This window comes from Pseudomonas fluorescens, assembly GCF_002022275.1.
GTDB lineage: Bacteria > Pseudomonadota > Gammaproteobacteria > Pseudomonadales > Pseudomonadaceae > Aquipseudomonas > Aquipseudomonas fluorescens_AJ.
The window spans coordinates 83,921-104,728 of record NZ_MSDF01000058.1 but is presented as its reverse complement, the minus strand read 5'-3'; the positions used below and the strand labels follow the sequence as shown (position 1 = coordinate 104,728).

Genomic DNA, 20,808 nt, shown 5'->3' with positions numbered 1-20,808 from the left:
AGGGCTATGGCGTGCAAAAGTTAATCGAGTCGGTGGGAGCGCTTTCTGCGAAAGAAAGGAAGGCGCTGGCCGTCCTGCTCAAGCAAAAGGGAATTAACCTGTTCGGTGTCGCGCCAATCTTCAAGCGTGACGCCGACGAGCCTCTGCTGCTTTCTTACGCCCAACAGCGCCAATGGTTTTTGTGGCAACTGGAGCCCGACAGCGCGGCCTATAACCTGTCCAAGGCTCTGCGCCTGTCCGGCGCGCTGAACGTCGATGCCCTGCAAGGCAGCCTTGAGGCGCTGGTGGCGTGCCACGAAAGCCTGCGCACGACGTTTATCCAGGACGGTGACGCAGTGCTGCAACACATCGGCGCGCCGACGGCCCAGCCGTTGAGCGCCCAAGCCCATGAAGCCCAGTGGCTCGCCGACGGCGAAGCGGGCTTGAAGGCGGTGGTGGAAGCGGAAACCGGGACGCCGTTCGACCTGGCCAACGGGCCGTTGATGCGTGCGCGTTTGCTGCGCCTTGCGCCGGATGAACATGTACTGGTGCTGACATTGCACCACAGCATTTGTGACGGTGCATCGCTGCAAGTGATGGCCGATGACCTGGTGCGCCTGTACGCCGAATTCAGCCGGGGCGGGCAGGGCAGCCTGCCGGCGTTGCCGGTGCAATATGCCGACTATGCGCTGTGGCAGCGCCACTGGATGGAGGCGGGTGAACGCGAGCGTCAACTGGGATATTGGCAGGTTCAACTGGCGGGCGAGCAGCCGGTGCTGGAATTGCCCACGGACCACCCGCGTCCGGCCGTCCAGAGCTTTGCCGGGGCCACGCTGCAGGTCGAGTTGGGGGCGCAACGCGTCGAGGCGCTCAAGCGCCTGGCCCAGCAGGAAAACGTCACCGGCTTTATGGTGCTCCTGGCGTCCTTCCAGGTGCTGTTGCAGCGCTACAGCGGTCAGTCGGATATTCGTGTCGGCGTGCCAATCGCCAACCGCAATCGCGCGGAGACCGAGCGCCTGATTGGCTTTCTGGTCAATACCCAGGTGCTGCGCACCGAGATCGACAGCCAGGCCAGCGTACGCAGCCTGCTGCAACAGGTGCGCAAACATGCCCTTGACGCCCAGGCGCATCAGGACCTGCCCTTTGAGCAGTTGGTCGAGGTGTTGCAACCCGAGCGCAGCCTGAGCCGCAACCCGCTGTTCCAGGTGATGTTCAACCACAAGGCCCATGACACTCAGGGCGCCTCGGTGCAATTGCCGGGCATGCGTGTGGAGGGCCTGGAATGGGAGAGCCCGACGGCACAGTTCGACCTGTCGCTCAACACGGTCGAGTACCTCGGCGGGCTGAGTGCGTCGTTCGTGTATGCGACGGACCTGTTTGACGCCTCCACTGTCGAGCGTATGAGCCGACATTGGCTGGCCCTGCTGGATGCGATGCTCGCGGCGCCAGGTCAGAAGGTTGAAGCGCTGGCGATGTTGACGAGCGATGAGCGCCACGTGCTGATCAACGCCTGGAACGACACGGCCACGAACTACCCGCCAGCCACCGTGCAGCAACTCATCGAAGCGCAGGTTGCGAAGACACCGGATGGCCCGGCACTGGCGTTCGGTGAGACCCGTTTGAGTTATCGCCAGCTCAACGAGCGCGCTAACGCGCTCGCTCATTACCTGATTGAACAGGGCGTTGGCCCGGACGTGCTGGTGGGTGTGGCGGCTGAACGCTCGATCGAAATGGTTCTGGCATTGGTAGCGATCCTCAAGGCTGGCGGGGCTTATGTGCCGCTGGACCCGGATTATCCGCAGGATCGTTTGAGCTATATGTTTGAGGACAGCGGAATTCAGTTGCTGCTGACGCAGGGCGCCTTGCTGGAGCGTTTGCCGATTCCTGAGGCAATTCGCAGCGTGGTACTGGATCAGCCGGGCGACTGGCTGGATGGCTACAGCATTGCCAATCCGGCGATTGAACTGACCGGCGAAAACCTCGCCTATGTGATCTACACCTCCGGCTCCACCGGCAAACCGAAGGGCGCCGGAAACCGTCACGTGGCCCTGACCAACCGTCTGTGCTGGATGCAGCAAGCCTACGGCCTGGACGCCAGCGACACGGTGGTACAGAAAACCCCGTTCAGCTTCGACGTATCGGTGTGGGAGTTCTTCTGGCCGCTGATGACCGGCGGGCGTCTGGTGGTTGCTGCGCCGGGCGATCACCGTGACCCTGCCAAACTGGTCGAGCTGATCAATCGCGAACAGATCAGCACGCTGCACTTTGTGCCGTCGATGCTGCAGGCGTTTTTGCAGGATGAATCCGTCGGCACATGCAGCAGCCTCAAACGCATCGTATGCAGCGGTGAAGCGCTGGCGGTCGATATCCAGCAGCAAGTCTTCGCCAAGCTACCGAGTGCCGGTTTGTACAACCTGTACGGCCCGACCGAAGCCGCCATCGACGTGACCTACTGGACCTGCGTCGACGAAGGCCGTGACAGCGTGCCGATCGGCCAACCGATCGCCAACCTCGCGACTTACATCCTCGACAGCAGCCTTGAGCCGCTGCCGGCGGGCGTGACCGGCGAACTCTACCTGGCCGGTATCGGCCTGGCGCGCGGTTACCATCGTCGCCCAAGCCTGACGGCCGAACGTTTTGTCGCCAGCCCGTTTGTGGCCGGCGAGCGCCTGTACCGCACCGGCGACCTGGCGCGTTACCGTGCAGACGGCGTGATGGAATACGCCGGGCGCATCGACCACCAAGTGAAAATTCGCGGCTTGCGCATCGAGCTGGGTGAAATCGAAGCGCGTCTGCTGGAACATGCCGCCGTGCGCGAAGCTGTGGTGGTTGCCCGCGATGGCAAGCAACTGGTGGCGTATGTGGTGCCGAATCAAGCGGATTTAGGTGAGCAGGATTACCTCACGCTGCTGCAACAGCATCTGTTGCAAGAGTTGCCTGAGTACATGGTGCCGGCGGTGATCATGCTGCTGGATGAAATGCCCCTGAGCCCCAACGGCAAGCTGGACCGCAAGGCGCTGCCGGCCCCGGATGCCAGTCAGCAAGCCGCCGTTTACACCGCGCCGAGCACGGCGCTTGAGCAGCGTATCGCCGCCATCTGGCAGGACGTACTCAAACGTGAACAGGTCGGCGTGACCGATAACTTTTTTGCCCTGGGTGGCGACTCGATTGTGTCGATCCAAGTGGTCAGCCGCGCCCGTCAGGCCGGTATCCTGCTGACGCCCAAGGATGTGTTCCAGCACCAGACCGTCCAGAGCCTGGCGCGTGTGGCCAAGCTGGGCAACACCTTGCTGATCGATCAAGGCGCCGTCACTGGCAGCGCGCCGCTGTTGCCGTTTCAGCAATGGTTTTTTGAAGCGCAGATCCCTGAGCGTCAGCGCTGGAACCAGTCATTGCTGCTCAAACCCGCACAGGCTATCGACCCGGTGCGCCTTGAGCAGGCTTTACAGGCGCTGGTGGTTCACCACGATGCGCTGCGTTTGCAGTTCACCCCGCACGGGCAGGCCAGCCATGGTCCTGTCGACCAGGCCGCGACACTGCTGTGGCAGGCCGAGGCCTGTGATGATGAGCAATTGCAAGCCCGCTGTGATGAAGCCCAGCAGTCGCTGAACCTGCAGCAAGGTCCTTTGCTGCGCGCCCTGCTGGTGCAAATGGCGGATGGCAGCCAGCGCCTGTTGGTGGTCGTTCACCATCTGGTGGTGGATGGGGTGTCCTGGCGGATTCTTCTGGAAGACCTGCAAAGCGCCTACGAACAACTGGCTACCGCCCGTAGCGTCAAGCTTGCCCCCAAAACCAGTGCCTTCAAGGCTTGGGCCGAGCAACTGACTGACTACGCCGCCAGTGACGCCGTGCAAGCGCAATTGGGCTACTGGTTGCAGACGCTTGGCCATGACGCGGATGACTTGCCGTGTGACAACCCTGCAGGTGGCTTGCAGAATCGGCATGCTGGCACCGTACAGACACGCCTGGACGCCACCTTGACCCGGCGTCTGCTGCAAGACGCTGCCGCCGCTTATCGCACCCAGGTCAACGACCTGTTGCTGACGGCACTGGCGCGCGTTGTCTGCCGCTGGACCGGCCACACCTCAAGCGTCATCCAGCTGGAAGGGCACGGCCGCGAAGACCTGTTTGAACAGCTCGACTTAAGCCGTACCGTCGGCTGGTTCACCAGCCTGTTTCCGGTGCGCCTCACTCCGGCAGCCGATCTTGGCCAGTCGCTGAAAACCATCAAGGAACAACTGCGCGGCGTACCGCAAAAGGGCCTCGGTTATGGCTTGCTGCGTTACTTGGCGGGCCCCGACGAGCGCGCATTACTGGCCCAGCGGCCGCAGCCGCGTATCACCTTCAACTACCTGGGGCAGTTCGACGCCCAGTTTGATGAAGCGTCACTGTTCGTGCCTGCCAGTGAGCCATCGGGTGCCGAGCAAAGTGCCGAGGCACCGATGGGTAACTGGCTGACCGTCGACGGCCAGGTCTATGGCGGCGAGCTGAGCCTGGAGTGGAGCTTCAGCCGCGAGATGTTCAAGGACGCCACGGTGCAGCAGTTGGCCGATGCCTATGCGCTGGAACTCCAGGCGCTGGTCAACCATTGCTGCGACCTGGCGCACAGCGGCGTCACGCCGTCGGACTTCCCGCTGGCGCAACTTGACCAGGTGCAGCTGGATGCACTGCCGTTTGCGCTGCGCACGATTGAAGACATTTACCCGCTGTCGCCCATGCAGCAGGGCATGCTGTTCCACAGCCTGTATGAGCACAATGGCGTCGACTACATCAACCAGTTGCGCGTTGACGTCGACGGGCTTGATTGCGCGCGCTTCCAGGCGGCCTGGCAAGACACGCTGGCGGCCCATGAAAGCCTGCGCAGTGCGTTTTTGTGGCACGGTGTCTTCGAGCAACCGATACAGGTCATCGCGCGACACGTCGAGGTGCCGTTCAGCACGTACGACTGGCGCACTCACAATGACCTCGCCACTGCCCTCGACACCGCGGCGCTGGAGCAGCGCAGCAGTGCCTTCGTGCTCGACCGCGCGCCGTTGCTGCGCCTGTGCCTGATCCAGACCGGCGAGGCGCGTCACCACCTGATCTTCACCAACCACCACATCCTGCTCGATGGCTGGAGTAACGCGCAGTTGTTCGGCGAGGTGCTGCAGCGCTATGCCGGGTTGCCCGTCAGCCCCTCAGCGGGGCGTTACCGCGACTACATTGCCTGGCTGCAAGGCCGCGACAGCGCCGCCAGTGAAGCATTCTGGACCGAGCAACTGGCGGCCCTTGAGTCGCCGACGCGTCTGGCCGACAGCCTGGCCAGCGGTGACGCCGCGGCAGAGGGCCATGGCGAACTGGTCCATACCCTGGATGCAGTCGCTACCGGCCGTCTGAATGCGTTCGCCCGCGAGCAGAAAGTCACGCTCAACACCCTGGTGCAGAGCGCCTGGCTGCTGTTGTTGCAACGCTACACCGGCCACGCCACCGTTGCGTTTGGCGCGACCGTGTCGGGTCGGCCTTCGGCGCTGGAAGGCATCGAGCAGCAGATCGGCCTGTTCATCAACACCCTGCCGGTGATCGCTGGCAGTGATGCGCGCCAATCTGTCGGCGAATGGCTGCAGACCATCCAGACCCTCAACCTGAACTTGCGCGAGCAGGAACATACGCCGCTGTTCGATATCCAGCGTTGGGCCGGGCAGGGTGGCGAAGCCTTGTTCGACAGCATTCTGGTGTTTGAGAACTACCCGATTTCCGAGGCCTTGCAGCAAAGCCAGAGCACCGGGCCGCGATTCGGTGAAGTGTCGAGCCTGGAGCAAACCAGCTATCCGCTGACCCTCGGCGTGATTCTGGAAGAGCGCCTGACGCTGCACTACGGTTATGCCTTGAAGAATTTTTCGGCGCCGGCCATTGCGCGGATCAACGCGCAGCTGCTGCACCTGCTTGAGCAGTTCAGCCATTCGGCACAGCGCCCCACCGGCTCCCTTGAACTGCTGACACCCCCTGAATGGGCACACTTGCGCGCCAGCAATGCCCCGCAACCTTACCCGGCGCAGCCCTACGTGCACGAGCGCATCGGTGCCCAAACCGCCGACCGCGTCGCGCTGATCATGGGTGAACACAGCCTGACCTTCGGGCAATTGAACGACCGTGCCAACCGCCTGACGCACGTGCTGATCGCCGAAGGCGTGGGGCCGGAAGTCCGTGTGGCCGTCGCCCTGCCGCGCGGCGAGCAACTGATGGTGGCGTTACTCGCTGTGCTCAAGGCCGGTGGTGCTTACGTGCCGCTGGACGCCAGCTACCCCGAAGAACGCCTGACGTACCTGATGCAAGACTCCGGCGTCGCGTTGTTGCTGACGGACTCAAGCCTTGTCGACGCACTGCCGCAGGTGGCAGGCCTGCATGCCCTTGAGCTGGACAAGATGGACTTCAGCCAATGGCCCGCCACCGCGCCGGTCGTTGACCTGCACCCGGATAACCTCGCGTACGTGATTTACACCTCCGGTTCGACCGGCCAGCCAAAAGGCGTCAGCGTGGCGCACGGACCGTTGTCCATGCATTGCCAGGCCATTGGCGAACGCTATGAAATGAGCGCCGCAGACTGCGAACTGCACTTCATGTCCTTCGCCTTTGACGGCGCCCACGAGCGCTGGCTGACCTCGCTCACCCACGGCGCTCGCCTGCTGCTGCGTGATGACAGCCTGTGGACGCCGGAGCAGACGTACACGGCCATGCATCGCCATGGCGTGACCGTGGCGGCGTTCCCGCCGGTGTACCTGCAACAACTCGCCGAGCATGCCGAGCGCGACGGCAACCCGCCGCGCGTGCGTATTTATTGCTTCGGTGGCGATGCCGTGCCCCATGCCAGTTTCGAGCTCGCCAAGCGTGCACTGCGTCCCGAGTACATCATCAACGGCTATGGCCCGACGGAAACCGTGGTCACGCCGCTGATCTGGAAGGCCGGCCCGGAACAGGCCTGCGGCGCGGCCTACGCGCCTATTGGCAGCCGCATCGGTGACCGCAGCACCTACGTGCTGGACGACCAGCTCAACCCGCTGTCCCAAGGCTTGAGCGGCGAGCTTTACCTGGGTGGCGAAGGCCTGGCGCGGGGTTACCTGAACCGCCCGGGAATGACCGCCGAGCGCTTTGTACCCGACCCTTTCGGTGCGCCGGGTGGGCGTTTCTACCGTTCCGGCGACCTGGTGCGCCAGCGCGAAGACGGCACCACCGATTACATCGGGCGAATCGACCATCAAGTCAAAATCCGTGGCTTCCGCGTCGAGCTGGGCGAGGTTGAAGCGCGCCTGCAAGACGACCCGCGGGTGCGTGAAGCGGTGGTGGTGGCTCAGCCCGGGCTGAGCGGCCAACAACTGGTGGCGTATGTGGTGCCAACCGATGCCACGCATGTGCAGGACGTTCAACTGCCAGCGGCGATCAAGGCGCACCTCAAGCAGCAGCTGCCGGGCTACATGGTGCCGGCGCATCTGGTGCTGCTCAGCACTTTCCCGCTGACACCCAATGGCAAGCTGGACCGCAAGGCCTTGCCGAAACCTGCGGCAGGTGCGGCGCAAGCCGATTACCAGGCCCCGCAAAGTGCACTGGAACAGCGGATTGCCGCGATCTGGCAGGAAGTCTTGCGCCTGGATCAGGTCGGCCTGAACGACAACTTCTTCGAGCTGGGCGGTGACTCGATCATCTCCATTCAGGTTGTCAGCCGCGCCCGGGTGGCCGGCATTCACTTCACACCCAAGGACCTGTTCCAGCACCAGACCGTGCACAGCCTTGCTGCTGTGGCACAGACGGACAGCCAGCGGGTCCAGATCGATCAAGGCCCGGTTACCGGCCAAACGCCGCTGTTGCCGGTGCAGCAATGGTTCTTTGAACAGGTGATTCCTGAGCGTGACCACTGGAACCAATCGGTGCTGCTCAAACCTGCCGTCACCTTGCAGGCCGCGCGCCTGGAAGCGGCGTTGCAGGCACTGGTCACGCATCACGATGCATTGCGCATGGCCTTCACCGCAGAGGGTCGCGCCCATTACCTGAGCCCCGAGCATGCGCAGGCCACGCCATTGCTGTGGCTCGCCGAGGCTGCCGATGCCACGGCGCTGCTTGCCGTGGCGGAGAGGGCTCAACGCTCGCTGGACCTAAACGCTGGCGTGGTCGCGCGTGCTGTGCTGGTGGCGATGGCGGATGGCTCCCAGCGCCTGTTGATGGCGGTCCATCACTTGGTGGTGGACGGGGTGTCCTGGCGGATCCTGCTGGAGGACTTGCAACACAGGTATCGACAGCTGGAAGCCGGTCAGCCGCTGCACTTGCCGGCCAAGACCAGCGCCTTCAAAACCTGGGCCGAGCGCCTGCATGAGTATGCCCACAGTCAGGTCTTGGCTGACGAGCTGGCGTTCTGGCAGGCGCATCTGGCCGGTGCCGTGGCGGGGCTGCCGTGTGACCGTGCGCAGGGTGGTTTGCAGAGTCGCTACGTAAGTTCGGTGCAAACGCGCCTGGACAGCGACCGCACCCGGCAACTGCTGCAGGTCGCGCCAGCCGCTTATCGCACCCAGGTCAACGACCTGTTGCTGACGGCATTGGCGCGGGTGATCTGCCGCTGGACAGGGCAGGCTTCCACGCTGGTGCAGATGGAAGGCCACGGCCGTGAAGAGCTGTTCGATGAGGTTGACCTGACCCGCACAGTGGGTTGGTTCACCAGCCTGTTCCCGGTCAACCTCACGCCCGCCGGGCAGGTGGGTGACTCGATCAAGGTGATCAAGGAGCAACTGCGCAGCATTCCGCAAAAGGGCATCGGCTATGGCGCCCTGCGTTATCTGGGGGATGAGGCGGTGCAAAACGCGTTGCGCGAATTGCCGACACCGCGCATCACTTTCAACTACCTCGGCCAGTTTGACGGCAGCTTCGACGAGGCCGATGGCGCCTTGTTTGCGCCGGCGCCGGAGGACACCGGCGCCGAGCACAGTGCCGATGCGCCGTTGGGCAACTGGCTGACCCTCAATGGCCAGGTGTATGGCGGTGAACTCAGCCTGGACTGGCGTTTCAGTTCGCAGATGTTTGACGCCCAGACCCTCCAGTGCCTGGCTGACGACCTGCAGGCCGAACTCGTTGCGCTGATCGAACACTGTGCCCAGGCTCAGGGCGTGACGCCGTCGGACTTCCCGTTGGCGCACCTGAGCCAGGCGCAGCTGGACGCGCTGCCGGTGGCGGTGGCTGATATCGAGGACATCTACCCGCTGTCGCCGATGCAGCAGGGCATGCTGTTCCATACGCTGTACGAGCAATCGACAGGGGATTACATCAACCAGATGCGCCTGGACGTGAGCGGGCTTGACCCGCAGCGTTTCCGCCAGGCCTGGCAAGCGGCACTTGATGCCCACGACAGCCTGCGCAGTGGTTTTGTGTGGCAAGGCGACATCGAGCACCCGGTGCAAGTGGTGTTCAAGCACGTTGAGTTGCCCTACACCCTGCATCATTGGCAGGGCCTTGAGCACCTGCCCGTGGCGCTTGATCAACTGGCCGCCACCCGGCGCGAGCAAGGTTTTGAACTGGCCCAGGCACCGCTGCTGGGGCTGGAGGTCGTGCACCTGGGTGAGGACCGTTACCACTTGATCTTCACCAGCCACCACCTGCTGATGGATGGCTGGAGCAACTCGCAGTTGCTGGGCGAGGTGCTGCAGCGCTACAGCGGCCAGGCGCCCGCGACGTCGCCCGGGCGTTACCGCGATTACATCGGCTGGCTGCAAGCCCAGGACAGCGGCTTGAGCCAGCACTACTGGCGTGAGCAACTCGCAGCTCTGGATGAGCCGACGCGTTTGGCCGATGCCCTGGCCTATGACAAGCAGGCCGCAGTGTCCGCCGACGGGCACGCGGACCACTTCCTCACACTGGACCGCACCCACACCCGGCGCCTGAGCGACTTCGCCCGCGCCAACAAGGTGACCCTCAACACCTTGGTGCAAGCGGCCTGGCTGTTGCTGTTGCAGCGCCACGTCGGCCACGCGGCCGTGGCGTTTGGTGCCACGGTATCGGGGCGCCCGGCTGAACTCAAAGGCGTCGAGCAGCAAATCGGCCTGTTCATCAACACCTTGCCGGTGATCGCCCGCCCGACCGCCGAGCAAAGTGTCAGCCAGTGGCTGCAAACCGTGCAGGCACTCAACCTAGCGTTGCGTGAACATGAGCACACGCCGCTGTTCGATATCCAGCGCTGGGCCGGGCAGGGCGGTGGCGCCTTGTTCGACAACATCCTGGTGTTCGAGAACTACCCGGTGTCCGAAGCCTTGCAGCACAGCGAGCCTGAGCAGTTGCGTTTTGGTGCGGTAGAAAGCCATGAGCGCACCAACTACCCGCTGACATTGCTGGTCAACGTGGGCGAGCAACTGGGCTTCCAGTTCAGCTACAGCGAGGCGAAGTTCAACGGTTCGGCCATCAGCGGTTTGGCGGCTTGCCTGGAGACGCTGCTGGAACGTCTGGCCGACTCCGGCGAGCGTGCCGTGGGCGAGGTTCAGATGGTCCCGGTAGCGGCGCGTCACACCGTGATTGACGGCTGGAATGACACTGCCATTGATTACCCGCTTGCCACCGTGCAGCAACTCATCGAGGCCCAGGTTGAAACGACCCCGGATGCCTCGGCACTGGCGTTTGGCGAGACCCGTTTGAGCTATCGCCAGCTCAACGAGCACGCCAACCGGCTCTCCCATTACCTGATTGAGCAGGGCGTCGGCCCGGACGTTCTGGTGGGTGTGGCAGCTGAACGCTCGATCGAAATGGTGCTGGCGCTGGTGGCAATCCTCAAGGCAGGCGGGGCTTATGTGCCGCTGGATCCGGATTATCCGCAGGATCGTTTGAGCTACATGTTTGAAGACAGCGGCATTCAGTTGCTGCTGACCCAAGGCGCGTTGCTGGAACGTTTGCCGATTCCGGAAGCGATTCGCAGCGTGGCGCTGGATCAACAAGGCGACTGGCTCGACGGCTACAGCACCGCCAATCCGTCAGTGGAACTGACCGGCGAAAACCTCGCCTACGTGATCTACACCTCCGGTTCTACAGGCAAACCAAAGGGCGCCGGCAACCGTCACGTGGCATTGACTAACCGTCTGTGCTGGATGCAGCAAGCCTACGGCCTGGGCGCCAGTGACACGGTGGTACAGAAAACCCCGTTCAGCTTTGACGTATCGGTGTGGGAGTTCTTCTGGCCGTTGATGACCGGCGCACGCTTGGTAGTAGCGGCGCCGGGTGATCACCGTGACCCAGCCAAACTGGTGGATCTGATCACCCGCGAGCAGATCAGCACGCTGCACTTCGTACCGTCGATGTTGCAGGCGTTTTTGCAGGATGAATCCGTCGGCACCTGCAGCAGCCTCAAACGCATCGTGTGCAGCGGTGAAGCGCTGGCGGTAGACATTCAGCAGCAAGTCTTCGCCAAGCTGCCAAACGCCGGTTTGTACAACCTGTACGGCCCGACCGAAGCCGCCATCGACGTGACCTACTGGACCTGCGTCGACGAAGGCCGCGACAGCGTGCCGATCGGCCAACCGATCGCCAATCTCGCGACCTACATCCTCGACAGCAGCCTTGAGCCGCTGCCGGCGGGCGTGACCGGCGAACTCTACCTGGCCGGTATCGGCCTGGCGCGCGGTTACCATCGTCGCCCAGGCCTGACGGCCGAGCGTTTTGTCGCCAGCCCGTTTGTGGCCGGCGAGCGCCTTTACCGCACCGGCGACCTGGCGCGTTACCGCGCCAACGGCGTGATCGAATACGCCGGGCGCATCGACCATCAAGTGAAGATCCGCGGCTTGCGCATCGAGCTGGGTGAAATCGAAGCGCGCCTGCTGGAACACGCCGCCGTGCGTGAAGCTGTAGTGGTTGCCCGCGATGGCAAGCAACTGGTGGCGTATGTGGTGCCGACCCAGTCAAATTTGGGTGAACAGGATTACCTCACGCTGCTGCAACAACATCTGTTGCAGGAACTGCCTGAATACATGGTGCCAGCGGTAATCATGCTGCTCGACGAAATGCCGTTAAGCCCCAACGGCAAACTGGCGCGCAACCTGCTGCCCGCGCCTGAGGCGGCGCACGTTCAAGCCTACGTGGCGCCTGCCACCGACGTGGAGGCCGCACTCGCGGCGATCTGGAAAACCTTATTGGGCGTTGAGCAGGTCGGTGTGACCGACAACTTCTTTGCCCTGGGCGGCGATTCCATCGTGTCGATTCAGGTGGTCAGCCGGGCTCGCCAGGCGGGCATTCGCTTCACGCCCAAGGACCTGTTCCAGCATCAGACCGTGCAGAGCCTGGCGGCGGTGGCCAAGACCGGCAGCGAAGCGCTGATCATCGATCAGTCGCCAGTCACGGGCGCCGCGTTGCTGTTGCCGATGCAGCAGCATTTCTTTGAGGCGGTGACCACCGAGCGTCATCACTGGAACCAGTCGGTGCTGCTCAAACCCCGGCAAACCCTGAATGCCGACGCATTGGAGCGCGCCCTCGACGCTGTGTGTGCGCACCACGATGCCTTGCGCCTGCGCTTTACCGAACAGGCCACTGGCTGGACCGCGCGCTTTGCCGAGGCGCCGGTTTCGCTGCTGTGGCAAGCGACGCTCGATCACCCCGATGAACTGGCCGCAGCCGGCCTTGAGGCCCAGCGCAGCCTGAGCCTGCAGGACGGCCCGTTGTTGCGTGGTCTGTTGGCGACTCTGGCGGATGGCAGCCAGCGCCTGCTGTTGATCGTCCATCACCTGGTGGTAGACGGCGTGTCCTGGCGTGTATTGCTGGAAGACCTGCAACTGGCTTACCAGCAGGCACAGACCTCGCACACCCTGCGCTTGCCAGCCAAGACCTCGGTGGTCAAACACTGGGCCGAGCGCTTGCAGGCGTATGCCCGCAGTGCGCCCGTGCAAGCCGAACTGCCGTTCTGGCAGGCGCAGTTGCAAGGCAACGAGGCATTGCCGAGCGATCGCCCTGACGGTGCCCTGTTGAACCGTCACGCCGTGACCTTGCAGAGCCACCTGGACGCCGGCCTTACCCGGCAACTGCTGCAACAGGCGCCTGCGGCTTACCGCACCCAAGTCAACGACCTGTTGTTGACGGCGCTGGCGCGCACGATAGGGCGTTGGACCGGCCACGGGGCGACCAGCATTGCCCTCGAAGGGCACGGTCGTGAAGACCTGTTCGATGACCTTGACCTGACCCGCAGCGTGGGCTGGTTCACGAGCCTGTTCCCGGTGCGCCTGCAACCGTGCGACGACCTCGGAGCCTCGATCAAGGCAATCAAGGAGCAACTGCGCGCCATCCCCCACAAAGGCATCGGTTTTGGTGCGTTGCGCTACCTCGGCGACGCAGCCAGCCAGGCCGCCCTGGGGGTCTTGGCAATGCCACGGATCACCTTCAACTACCTGGGCCAGTTCGACAGTCAGTTCGATGAGCAGGCGTTGTTCGTCCCGGCAGGCGAATCGGCGGGTGCCGAGCAAAGCCCGCAGGCCAACCTCGCCAACTGGCTGACCCTGAACAGCCAGGTGTACGGCGGCGAATTGAGCCTGAGCTGGACCTTCAGCGCAGCGATGTTCGACACCCACACCATCCAGGCCCTGGCCGATGACTATGCCGAAGAACTTCGGGCGCTGATCGCCCATTGCTGCGACGGCGCCCACAGCGCTGTCACGCCGTCGGACTTCCCTCTGGCGCAACTCAGCCAGGGGCAACTCGACAGCCTGCCGTGGGCGGCCGATGCGGTGGCGGATATTTACCCGTTGTCGCCGATGCAGCACGGTATGTTGTTCCACAGCCTGTACGAACAGGACAGCGGGGCTTACATCAACCAGTTGCGCGTGGATGTGCAGGGCTTGCAGGTCGAACGCTTCCGCGCCGCCTGGCAGGCGGCGCTGGATGCACACGACATTCTGCGCAGCGGTTTCCTCTGGCAGGGTGCGTTCGAGCGGCCGGTACAAGTGGTCCACCACCACGTGTCTGTGCCGTTGACGGTTCATGATTGGCAGCACGAAGCCGGGCAACAGCAGGCGCTGGAGGCGTTGGCCGAACGCGAACGTTTGCAGCCGTTCGACCTGCAGCATCCGGCCTTGCTGCGCCTGACGCTGGTGCAAACCGCCGCCGAGCGCTATCACTTGATCTACACCAACCATCACATCCTGCTCGATGGCTGGAGTAACGCGCAGTTGTTCGGCGAAGTGTTGCAGCGCTACAGCGGTGCGACGGTGCCCGCGTTTGCCGGGCGTTATCACGACTACATCGCCTGGCTGCAACGCCAGGACCGTAGCGTCAGCGAAGCCTTCTGGACTCGCCAATTGGCACAGTTGAGCGAGCCGACTCGCCTGGCGCAGAGCGTCAGCCAGGCGGGCGTCGCCTTGAGCCACGGGCACGCCGAGCATGTACGTGTGCTGGATGCAGCGTTTACCCAGCGCCTGGGCGAATTTGCCCGCCAGCAAAAAGTCACCCTCAACACCCTGGTGCAAGGCGCGTGGTTGCTGCTGTTGCAACGCTTCACCGGCCAGGATGCCGTGGCCTTCGGTGCCACGGTGTCGGGCCGCCCGGCTGAGTTGGTCGGCGTGGAGCAACAGATCGGCCTGTTCATCAACACCTTGCCGGTGGTGGCGAGCCCGCAACCGGAACAGCGCCTGGCCGATTGGCTGGCGCAGTTGCAAGCTCAGAACTTCGCCCTGCGTGAGCAGGAACACACGCCGCTGTTCGATATCCAGCGTTGGGCCGGGCAGGGCGGTGCCGCCTTGTTCGACAACATTCTGGTGTTCGAAAACTACCCGGTGTCCGAGGCCCTGGAGCGAGGTGTAACCGGCGGCCTGAGCTTCGGCACGGTGGCCAACCATGAGCAGACTAACTACCCGCTGACCGTACTGGTCAACCTGGGCGAAACCTTGTCATTGCACCTGAGCTTCGACCTCGGCAGTTTCCGCCAGGAAGCTATCGAGCAGATTGCCGACGGATTGCTCAACCTGCTGGGTTGCCTGGACGGCGACACGTTGCTCGGTGATATGCAGCTGTTGCCCGCCAGTGGGCGTCAGGTGCTGATCAACGAATGGAACGACACCACTACGGACTATCCGCCAGCCACTGTGCAGCAACTCATCGAAGCGCAGGTTGCAAAGACCCCGGATGCCCCGGCACTGGCGTTTGGTGAGACCCGTTTGAGCTATCGCCAGCTTAACGAGCGCGCTAACCGGCTCTCCCATTACCTGATCGAGCAAGGCGTTGGCCCGGACGTGTTGGTGGGTGTGGCGGCTGAGCGTTCTATCGAAATGGTGCTGGCATTGGTAGCGATCCTCAAGGCAGGCGGCGCTTATGTGCCGCTGGACCCGGATTATCCGCAGGATCGTTTGAGCTACATGTTTGAAGACAGCGGCATTCAGTTGCTGCTGACTCAAGGCGCGTTGTTGCAACGCCTGCCGATTCCTGAGGCGATTCGCAGTGTGGCGCTGGATCAACCGGGCGACTGGCTCGACGGCTACAGCACCGCTAATCCGGTGATTGAATTGACCGGCGAAAACCTCGCCTACGTGATCTACACCTCCGGTTCCACCGGCAAACCAAAAGGCGCTGGCAACCGTCACGTGGCCCTGACCAACCGCCTGTGCTGGATGCAGCAAGCCTACGGCCTGAACGCCAGCGACACGGTTGTGCAGAAAACTCCGTTCAGCTTTGACGTGTCGGTCTGGGAATTCTTCTGGCCGCTGATGACCGGCGCGCGTCTGGTGGTTGCAGCACCGGGTGATCACCGTGACCCAGCCAAACTGGTGGATCTGATCACCCGCGAGCAGATCAGCACGCTGCACTTTGTGCCATCAATGCTGCAGGCGTTTTTGCAGGATGAATCCGTCGGCACGTGCAGCAGCCTCAAACGCATCGTGTGCAGCGGTGAAGCACTGGCGGTCGACATTCAGCAGCAAGTCTTCGCCAAGTTGCCAAACGCCGGGCTGTACAACCTGTACGGCCCGACCGAAGCCGCCATCGACGTGACCTACTGGACCTGCGTCGACGAAGGCCGCGACAGCGTGCCGATCGGCCAGCCGATCGCCAACCTCGCCACCTACATCCTCGACAGCAGCCTTGAGCCGCTGCCGGCGGGCGTGACCGGCGAGCTGTACCTGGCCGGTATCGGCCTGGCGCGCGGTTACCATCGTCGCCCAAGCCTGACGGCCGAGCGTTTTGTCGCCAGCCCGTTCGTGGCCGGCGAGCGCCTGTACCGCACCGGCGACCTGGCGCGTTACCGTGCAGACGGCGTGATCGAATACGCCGGGCGCATCGACCATCAAGTGAAGATCCGCGGCTTGCGCATCGAGCTGGGTGAAATCGAAGCGCGTCTGCTGGAACACGCCGCCGTGCGTGAAGCCGTGGTGGTCGCCCGCGATGGCAAGCAACTGGTGGCGTATGTGGTGCTGGAGCCTGAGGCCAATGCCGATTGGCAAGCCGTATTGAACCACTACCTGCTCGGCTGCCTGCCGGACTATATGGTGCCCGGCCAATGGCTGGCGCTGGCTGAATTGCCGCTGTCGGCCAACGGCAAACTCGACCGCAAGGCACTGCCTGCACCCGAGCTGGCGCAGAGCGTCTACGTCGCGCCGCAAACGGACGTCGAGACAACCCTGGCGAGCATCTGGCAAGCGGTGTTGGGCCTTGGGCAAGTCGGGCTTGCCGACAACTTCTTCGCGTTGGGTGGCGATTCCATCGTGTCGATCCAGGTGGTCAGCCGCGCCCGGGAAGCCGGGTTGGGCTTGAGCCCCAAAGACCTGTTCCAGTTCCCGACCCTCGCGGCCCTGGCGCTGCGGGCCGTCAGCCTGGACGGGGTGGCGCCTGAGCCTGCGCCGGTCACCGGCCAAGTGTTGCACAGCCTCAACCCTGAGCAGGTGCAAGCATTGCCGATCCCGCAGGCACAGGTGCAAAGCCTGTACCCGCTGTCGCCGATGCAGCAGGGCATGCTGTTTTTGGGCCTGAACGCGCCGGACAGCGAACTGTACGTCAACCAGTTGTGCCTGCCGGTCAAAGGCCTGGATGTGGACCGCTTCAAGCGGGCCTGGGAAGTGGCCTTCGCCCGTCATCCGATCCTGCGCACCGGTTTTGTGTGGCAGGACCTGGAGCAGCCGCTGCAGTTCGTGATGGACCACCTGCACGTGCCATTGCGTGAGCTGGATTGGCGCGACGAGGCGGATGTGGAGCAACGCTTGCAGGCACTGGCCGCCGAAGAGCGCATTCAGGGTTTCGAGCTGGACCAGCCGCCGTTGCAAAGGATCCTTCTGGTACGCCTGGACGATCACAGCCACCAACTGGTCTGGACCTACCACCACATTCTGATCGACGGCTGGAGCATCTCGCAGCTGATCGGCGAGGTGTTGGCCGAATACTCCGGGCAGGCCTTGGCCCCGGCCTTGCCGTACGAGCATTACATTGCCTGGCTGCAACGTCAGGACGCGGCGGCCGGCGAGCAGTTCTGGCGCCAACAACTGGCCGTGCTGGACCAACCGACCTACCTGGCCGACACCCTGTCGGCCGTGCGTGAGGGCAAAGGGCACAAGGCGCAGTACAGCCGCTTTGATGCGGCAACCACCGAAGCGTTCAAAGGCTTTGCCCAGAGCCAGCAAGTGACCCTGAACACGCTGGTGCAGGCGGCCTGGTTGCTGCTGCTCAGCCGTTACAGCGGGCAGCGCAGCGTGGCCTTTGGCGCCACCGTCTCGGGCCGTGCCGCCAGCCTGCCGGGTTCCGAGCGCATCCTGGGGTTGTTCATCAACACCTTGCCGGTGATTCAGGAGGTTGCCCCGCAACAGCCAGTGGGCGACTGGTTGCGTCAATTGCAGGCCTACAACCTGGACATGCGCGAACGCGAATACACACCGCTGGCGGATATTCAGCGCTGGGCCGGCAAGGCCGGGCAGGCGCTGTTTGACAGCATCATCGTGTTCGAAAACCAGCCCATCGATCAGGCGCTGCGCGAATGGCAAGACGGCAGCCTGGCGTTTGGCGACGTCGCCAGCGCCGGTCTCACAGACTTCCCGATGGACCTGATGGTGACCCTCGAAGACGGCCTGGTGATTGAGTACATGTACCTGCGCGAACACTTCAACGACGCGGTGGTTGAAGGCATTCGGGCGAACATGGAAGGCTTGCTGCAGCGCCTGGCAGACGATGCCGGGCAATGCCTGGGCGCCATTGGCTTGCCGACGGCCAGCGTGTCTGCGGTAGAGGCGCCGATGGCCGTGCGGGAGTCGGGTTGGGTGCACGAGCGCATCAGCCAATGGGCGGCCGTTCAGGGCGATGCGCCAGCCGTGTTGTTCGCCGAGCGCCAAGTGTCGTTCAGTGCGCTGGACACACAGGCCAATCGCCTGGCCCATGCCTTGATTGCACAAGGCGTCGGCCCCGATGTGCGGGTCGGCGTGGCCTTGCCGCGCAGCGAAGGCATGATCATCGCGCTGTTGGCGGTGCTCAAGGCCGGTGGCGCCTATGTACCGCTGGACGCCAGTTACCCGCGTGAACGCCTGGCTTACATGATGCAGGACTCGGGTATTGCCTTGCTGTTGACCGAGCAGGGGTTGCGTGGGCAGTTGCCGATTCCGGCGGCTGTGCAGGTGCTGGAGCTCGACCGGTTGAATCTGCAAGGCGGCTCGGCATCAGTGCCTGCGATCACCGTGCAGGGCGACAACCTCGCCTACGTGATCTACACCTCCGGCTCCACCGGGCTGCCCAAGGGCGTTGCGGTCAGCCATGGCCCGCTGGCGATGCATTGCCAGGCCATTGGCGAGCGCTATGAAATGACTCCGGCCGATTGCGAGCTGCACTTCATGTCGTTTGCCTTCGACGGCGCCCACGAACGCTGGCTGACCACCTTGACCCACGGTGGCCGCCTGTTGATTCGCGATGACAGCCTGTGGACCCCGGAGCAGACCTACGACGCGATGCACGCCCACGGCGTGACGGTCGCGGCGTTCCCACCGGTGTACCTGCAGCAATTGGCGGAACACGCCGAACGCGATGGCAACCCCCCGCCGGTGCGGATCTATTGCTTCGGCGGAGACGCCGTGCCGCAGGCCAGTTTCGAGCTGGCCCAGCGTGCCCTGCGTCCGCAGTTCATCATCAACGGCTATGGCCCGACCGAGACGGTGGTCACGCCGCTGATCTGGAAGGCCGGGCCGGATGCCGTCTGCGGTGCAGCCTATGCACCGATCGGCAGCCGCGTCGGCAATCGCAGTGCCCAAGTGCTGGACATGGACCTCAACCGGCTGCCCAACGGCCTGGCCGGTGAGTTGTACCTGGGCGGTGAAGGATTGGCGCGCGGCTACCTGAACCGGCCGGCGATGACGGCTGAACGCTTTGTGCCTGACCCTTCCAGCCTCAATGGCGGGCGCTTGTACCGCTCCGGCGACCTGGTGCGGTTGCGCGACGATGACACGGCTGATTACCTGGGGCGTATCGACCAGCAGGTGAAAATCCGTGGCTTCCGTATCGAGCTGGGCGAAATCGAGGCGCGTCTCAAAGACAGCGCCGAGGTTCGCGAGGCCGTGGTGATCGCCCGTGACGCCGGCAACGGCAAGCAATTGCTCGGCTATGTGATTGCCGCCGACAGTGCCGTAGATCAGGGCCTGGTGCAGCGCCTGCGTGAACAGTTGCAGCGGGCGCTGCCGGACTACATGGTGCCGACGCACTTGATCGTGCTGGCGCAGCTGCCACTGACGCCGAATGGCAAGCTCGACCGCAAGGCGCTGCCGGAGCCATCGGCCAGCCTCGCGAACGGAGGCTACGTGGCGCCCGTGACCGAGGTGCAAAAAGCCTTGGCGCTGATCTGGCAAACCTTGCTGAATGTGGAGCGGGTAGGCCTGGACGATAACTTCTTCGAACTGGGCGGTGACTCGATCCTCAGCCTGCAATTGGTGGCCCGTTCGCGGACGCTCAAGGGCCAGGGGTTCAGCCTCAAGCTGCGCGACCTGATGCAGAAACCGACCATTGGCGAGTTGACCGCCGAAGCGGCCACCGGCAAGCCGGCAGAACAGCGTTCGCCGCTGCTGGCGCTGAGCCCGGCGGTGGCGGGGCGTACACCGTTGTTCTGCATCCATGCCGGGTTCGGTACGGTGTTTGACTATGAGCCGCTGGCTCGCGCGTTGGGCACGGCGCGGCAGGTGATTGCCGTGCAGTCGCGGATGCTGCTTGACCCACTGTGGAAGGATGAATCGCTGGCGGGCATGGCGCGTGACTATGTCGGTTATGTGCGTCAGCAGCAGCCCGAGGGGCCTTACCACCTGGTGGGTTGGTCCCTGGGCGGCACGTTGGCGGCGTTGATGGCGGCGGAACTGCAGCGTCAGGGGCAAACCGTGGAATGGCTCGGCCTGCTCGACGCTTACGTGCCGGGTGAATCGGCCACCTCGGTAGATGACTGGCAAGCCGACTTGCGTGAGTTCGTCGACGTGACCCGTTCCAGCCTGGCGCCGCACCTGCACCCGGCCGGTGGAGAAACTCCCGACAACCTGCGCCAGCTGTTCAGCGACGCACTGACCCGTGAAGGAGGCGACGCTAATCGGCCGGGGTTCGGTGCCGAGGAGCTGGCCCAGGTGTTCATGGTGGCCCGTCACCTCAAGCGACTTTCGTTGCAACTGGCGGCGTGTGAAGCGTTGCCGGTGCGGCCTGAGTGCTGGTGGACCGACGGCCGTGCGCAAGAGGCGCTGCGCCTGGGCGTGCAGCTGGGGCAGGGCACCACGGGGCATTTGCTTGACTGCGGTCACTTCGAGGTGCCGCGTGACGAGACGGTGCTGAAGCGGCTGGTCAACGCACTGGCACAGCCTGCTGCCGTCATCTAACCCTTTGAATCAATGCCGGGCGAGGCCATACGCCCGCCCGGCTCAGCGA

The 20,808-nt window shown here is 63.7% G+C and carries 1 protein-coding gene; it reads left to right on the top strand.

Annotated elements, in window-relative coordinates; all coding sequences use genetic code 11:
• The first annotated feature begins 11 nt into the window (after positions 1 to 11).
• Positions 12 to 20,759: a non-ribosomal peptide synthase/polyketide synthase gene (locus BFW87_RS31865; protein ID WP_078743175.1), complete on the top strand. Its 20,748-nt coding sequence runs from the start codon at positions 12 to 14 to the stop codon at positions 20,757 to 20,759.
• Positions 20,760 to 20,808: the final 49 nt, after the last annotated feature.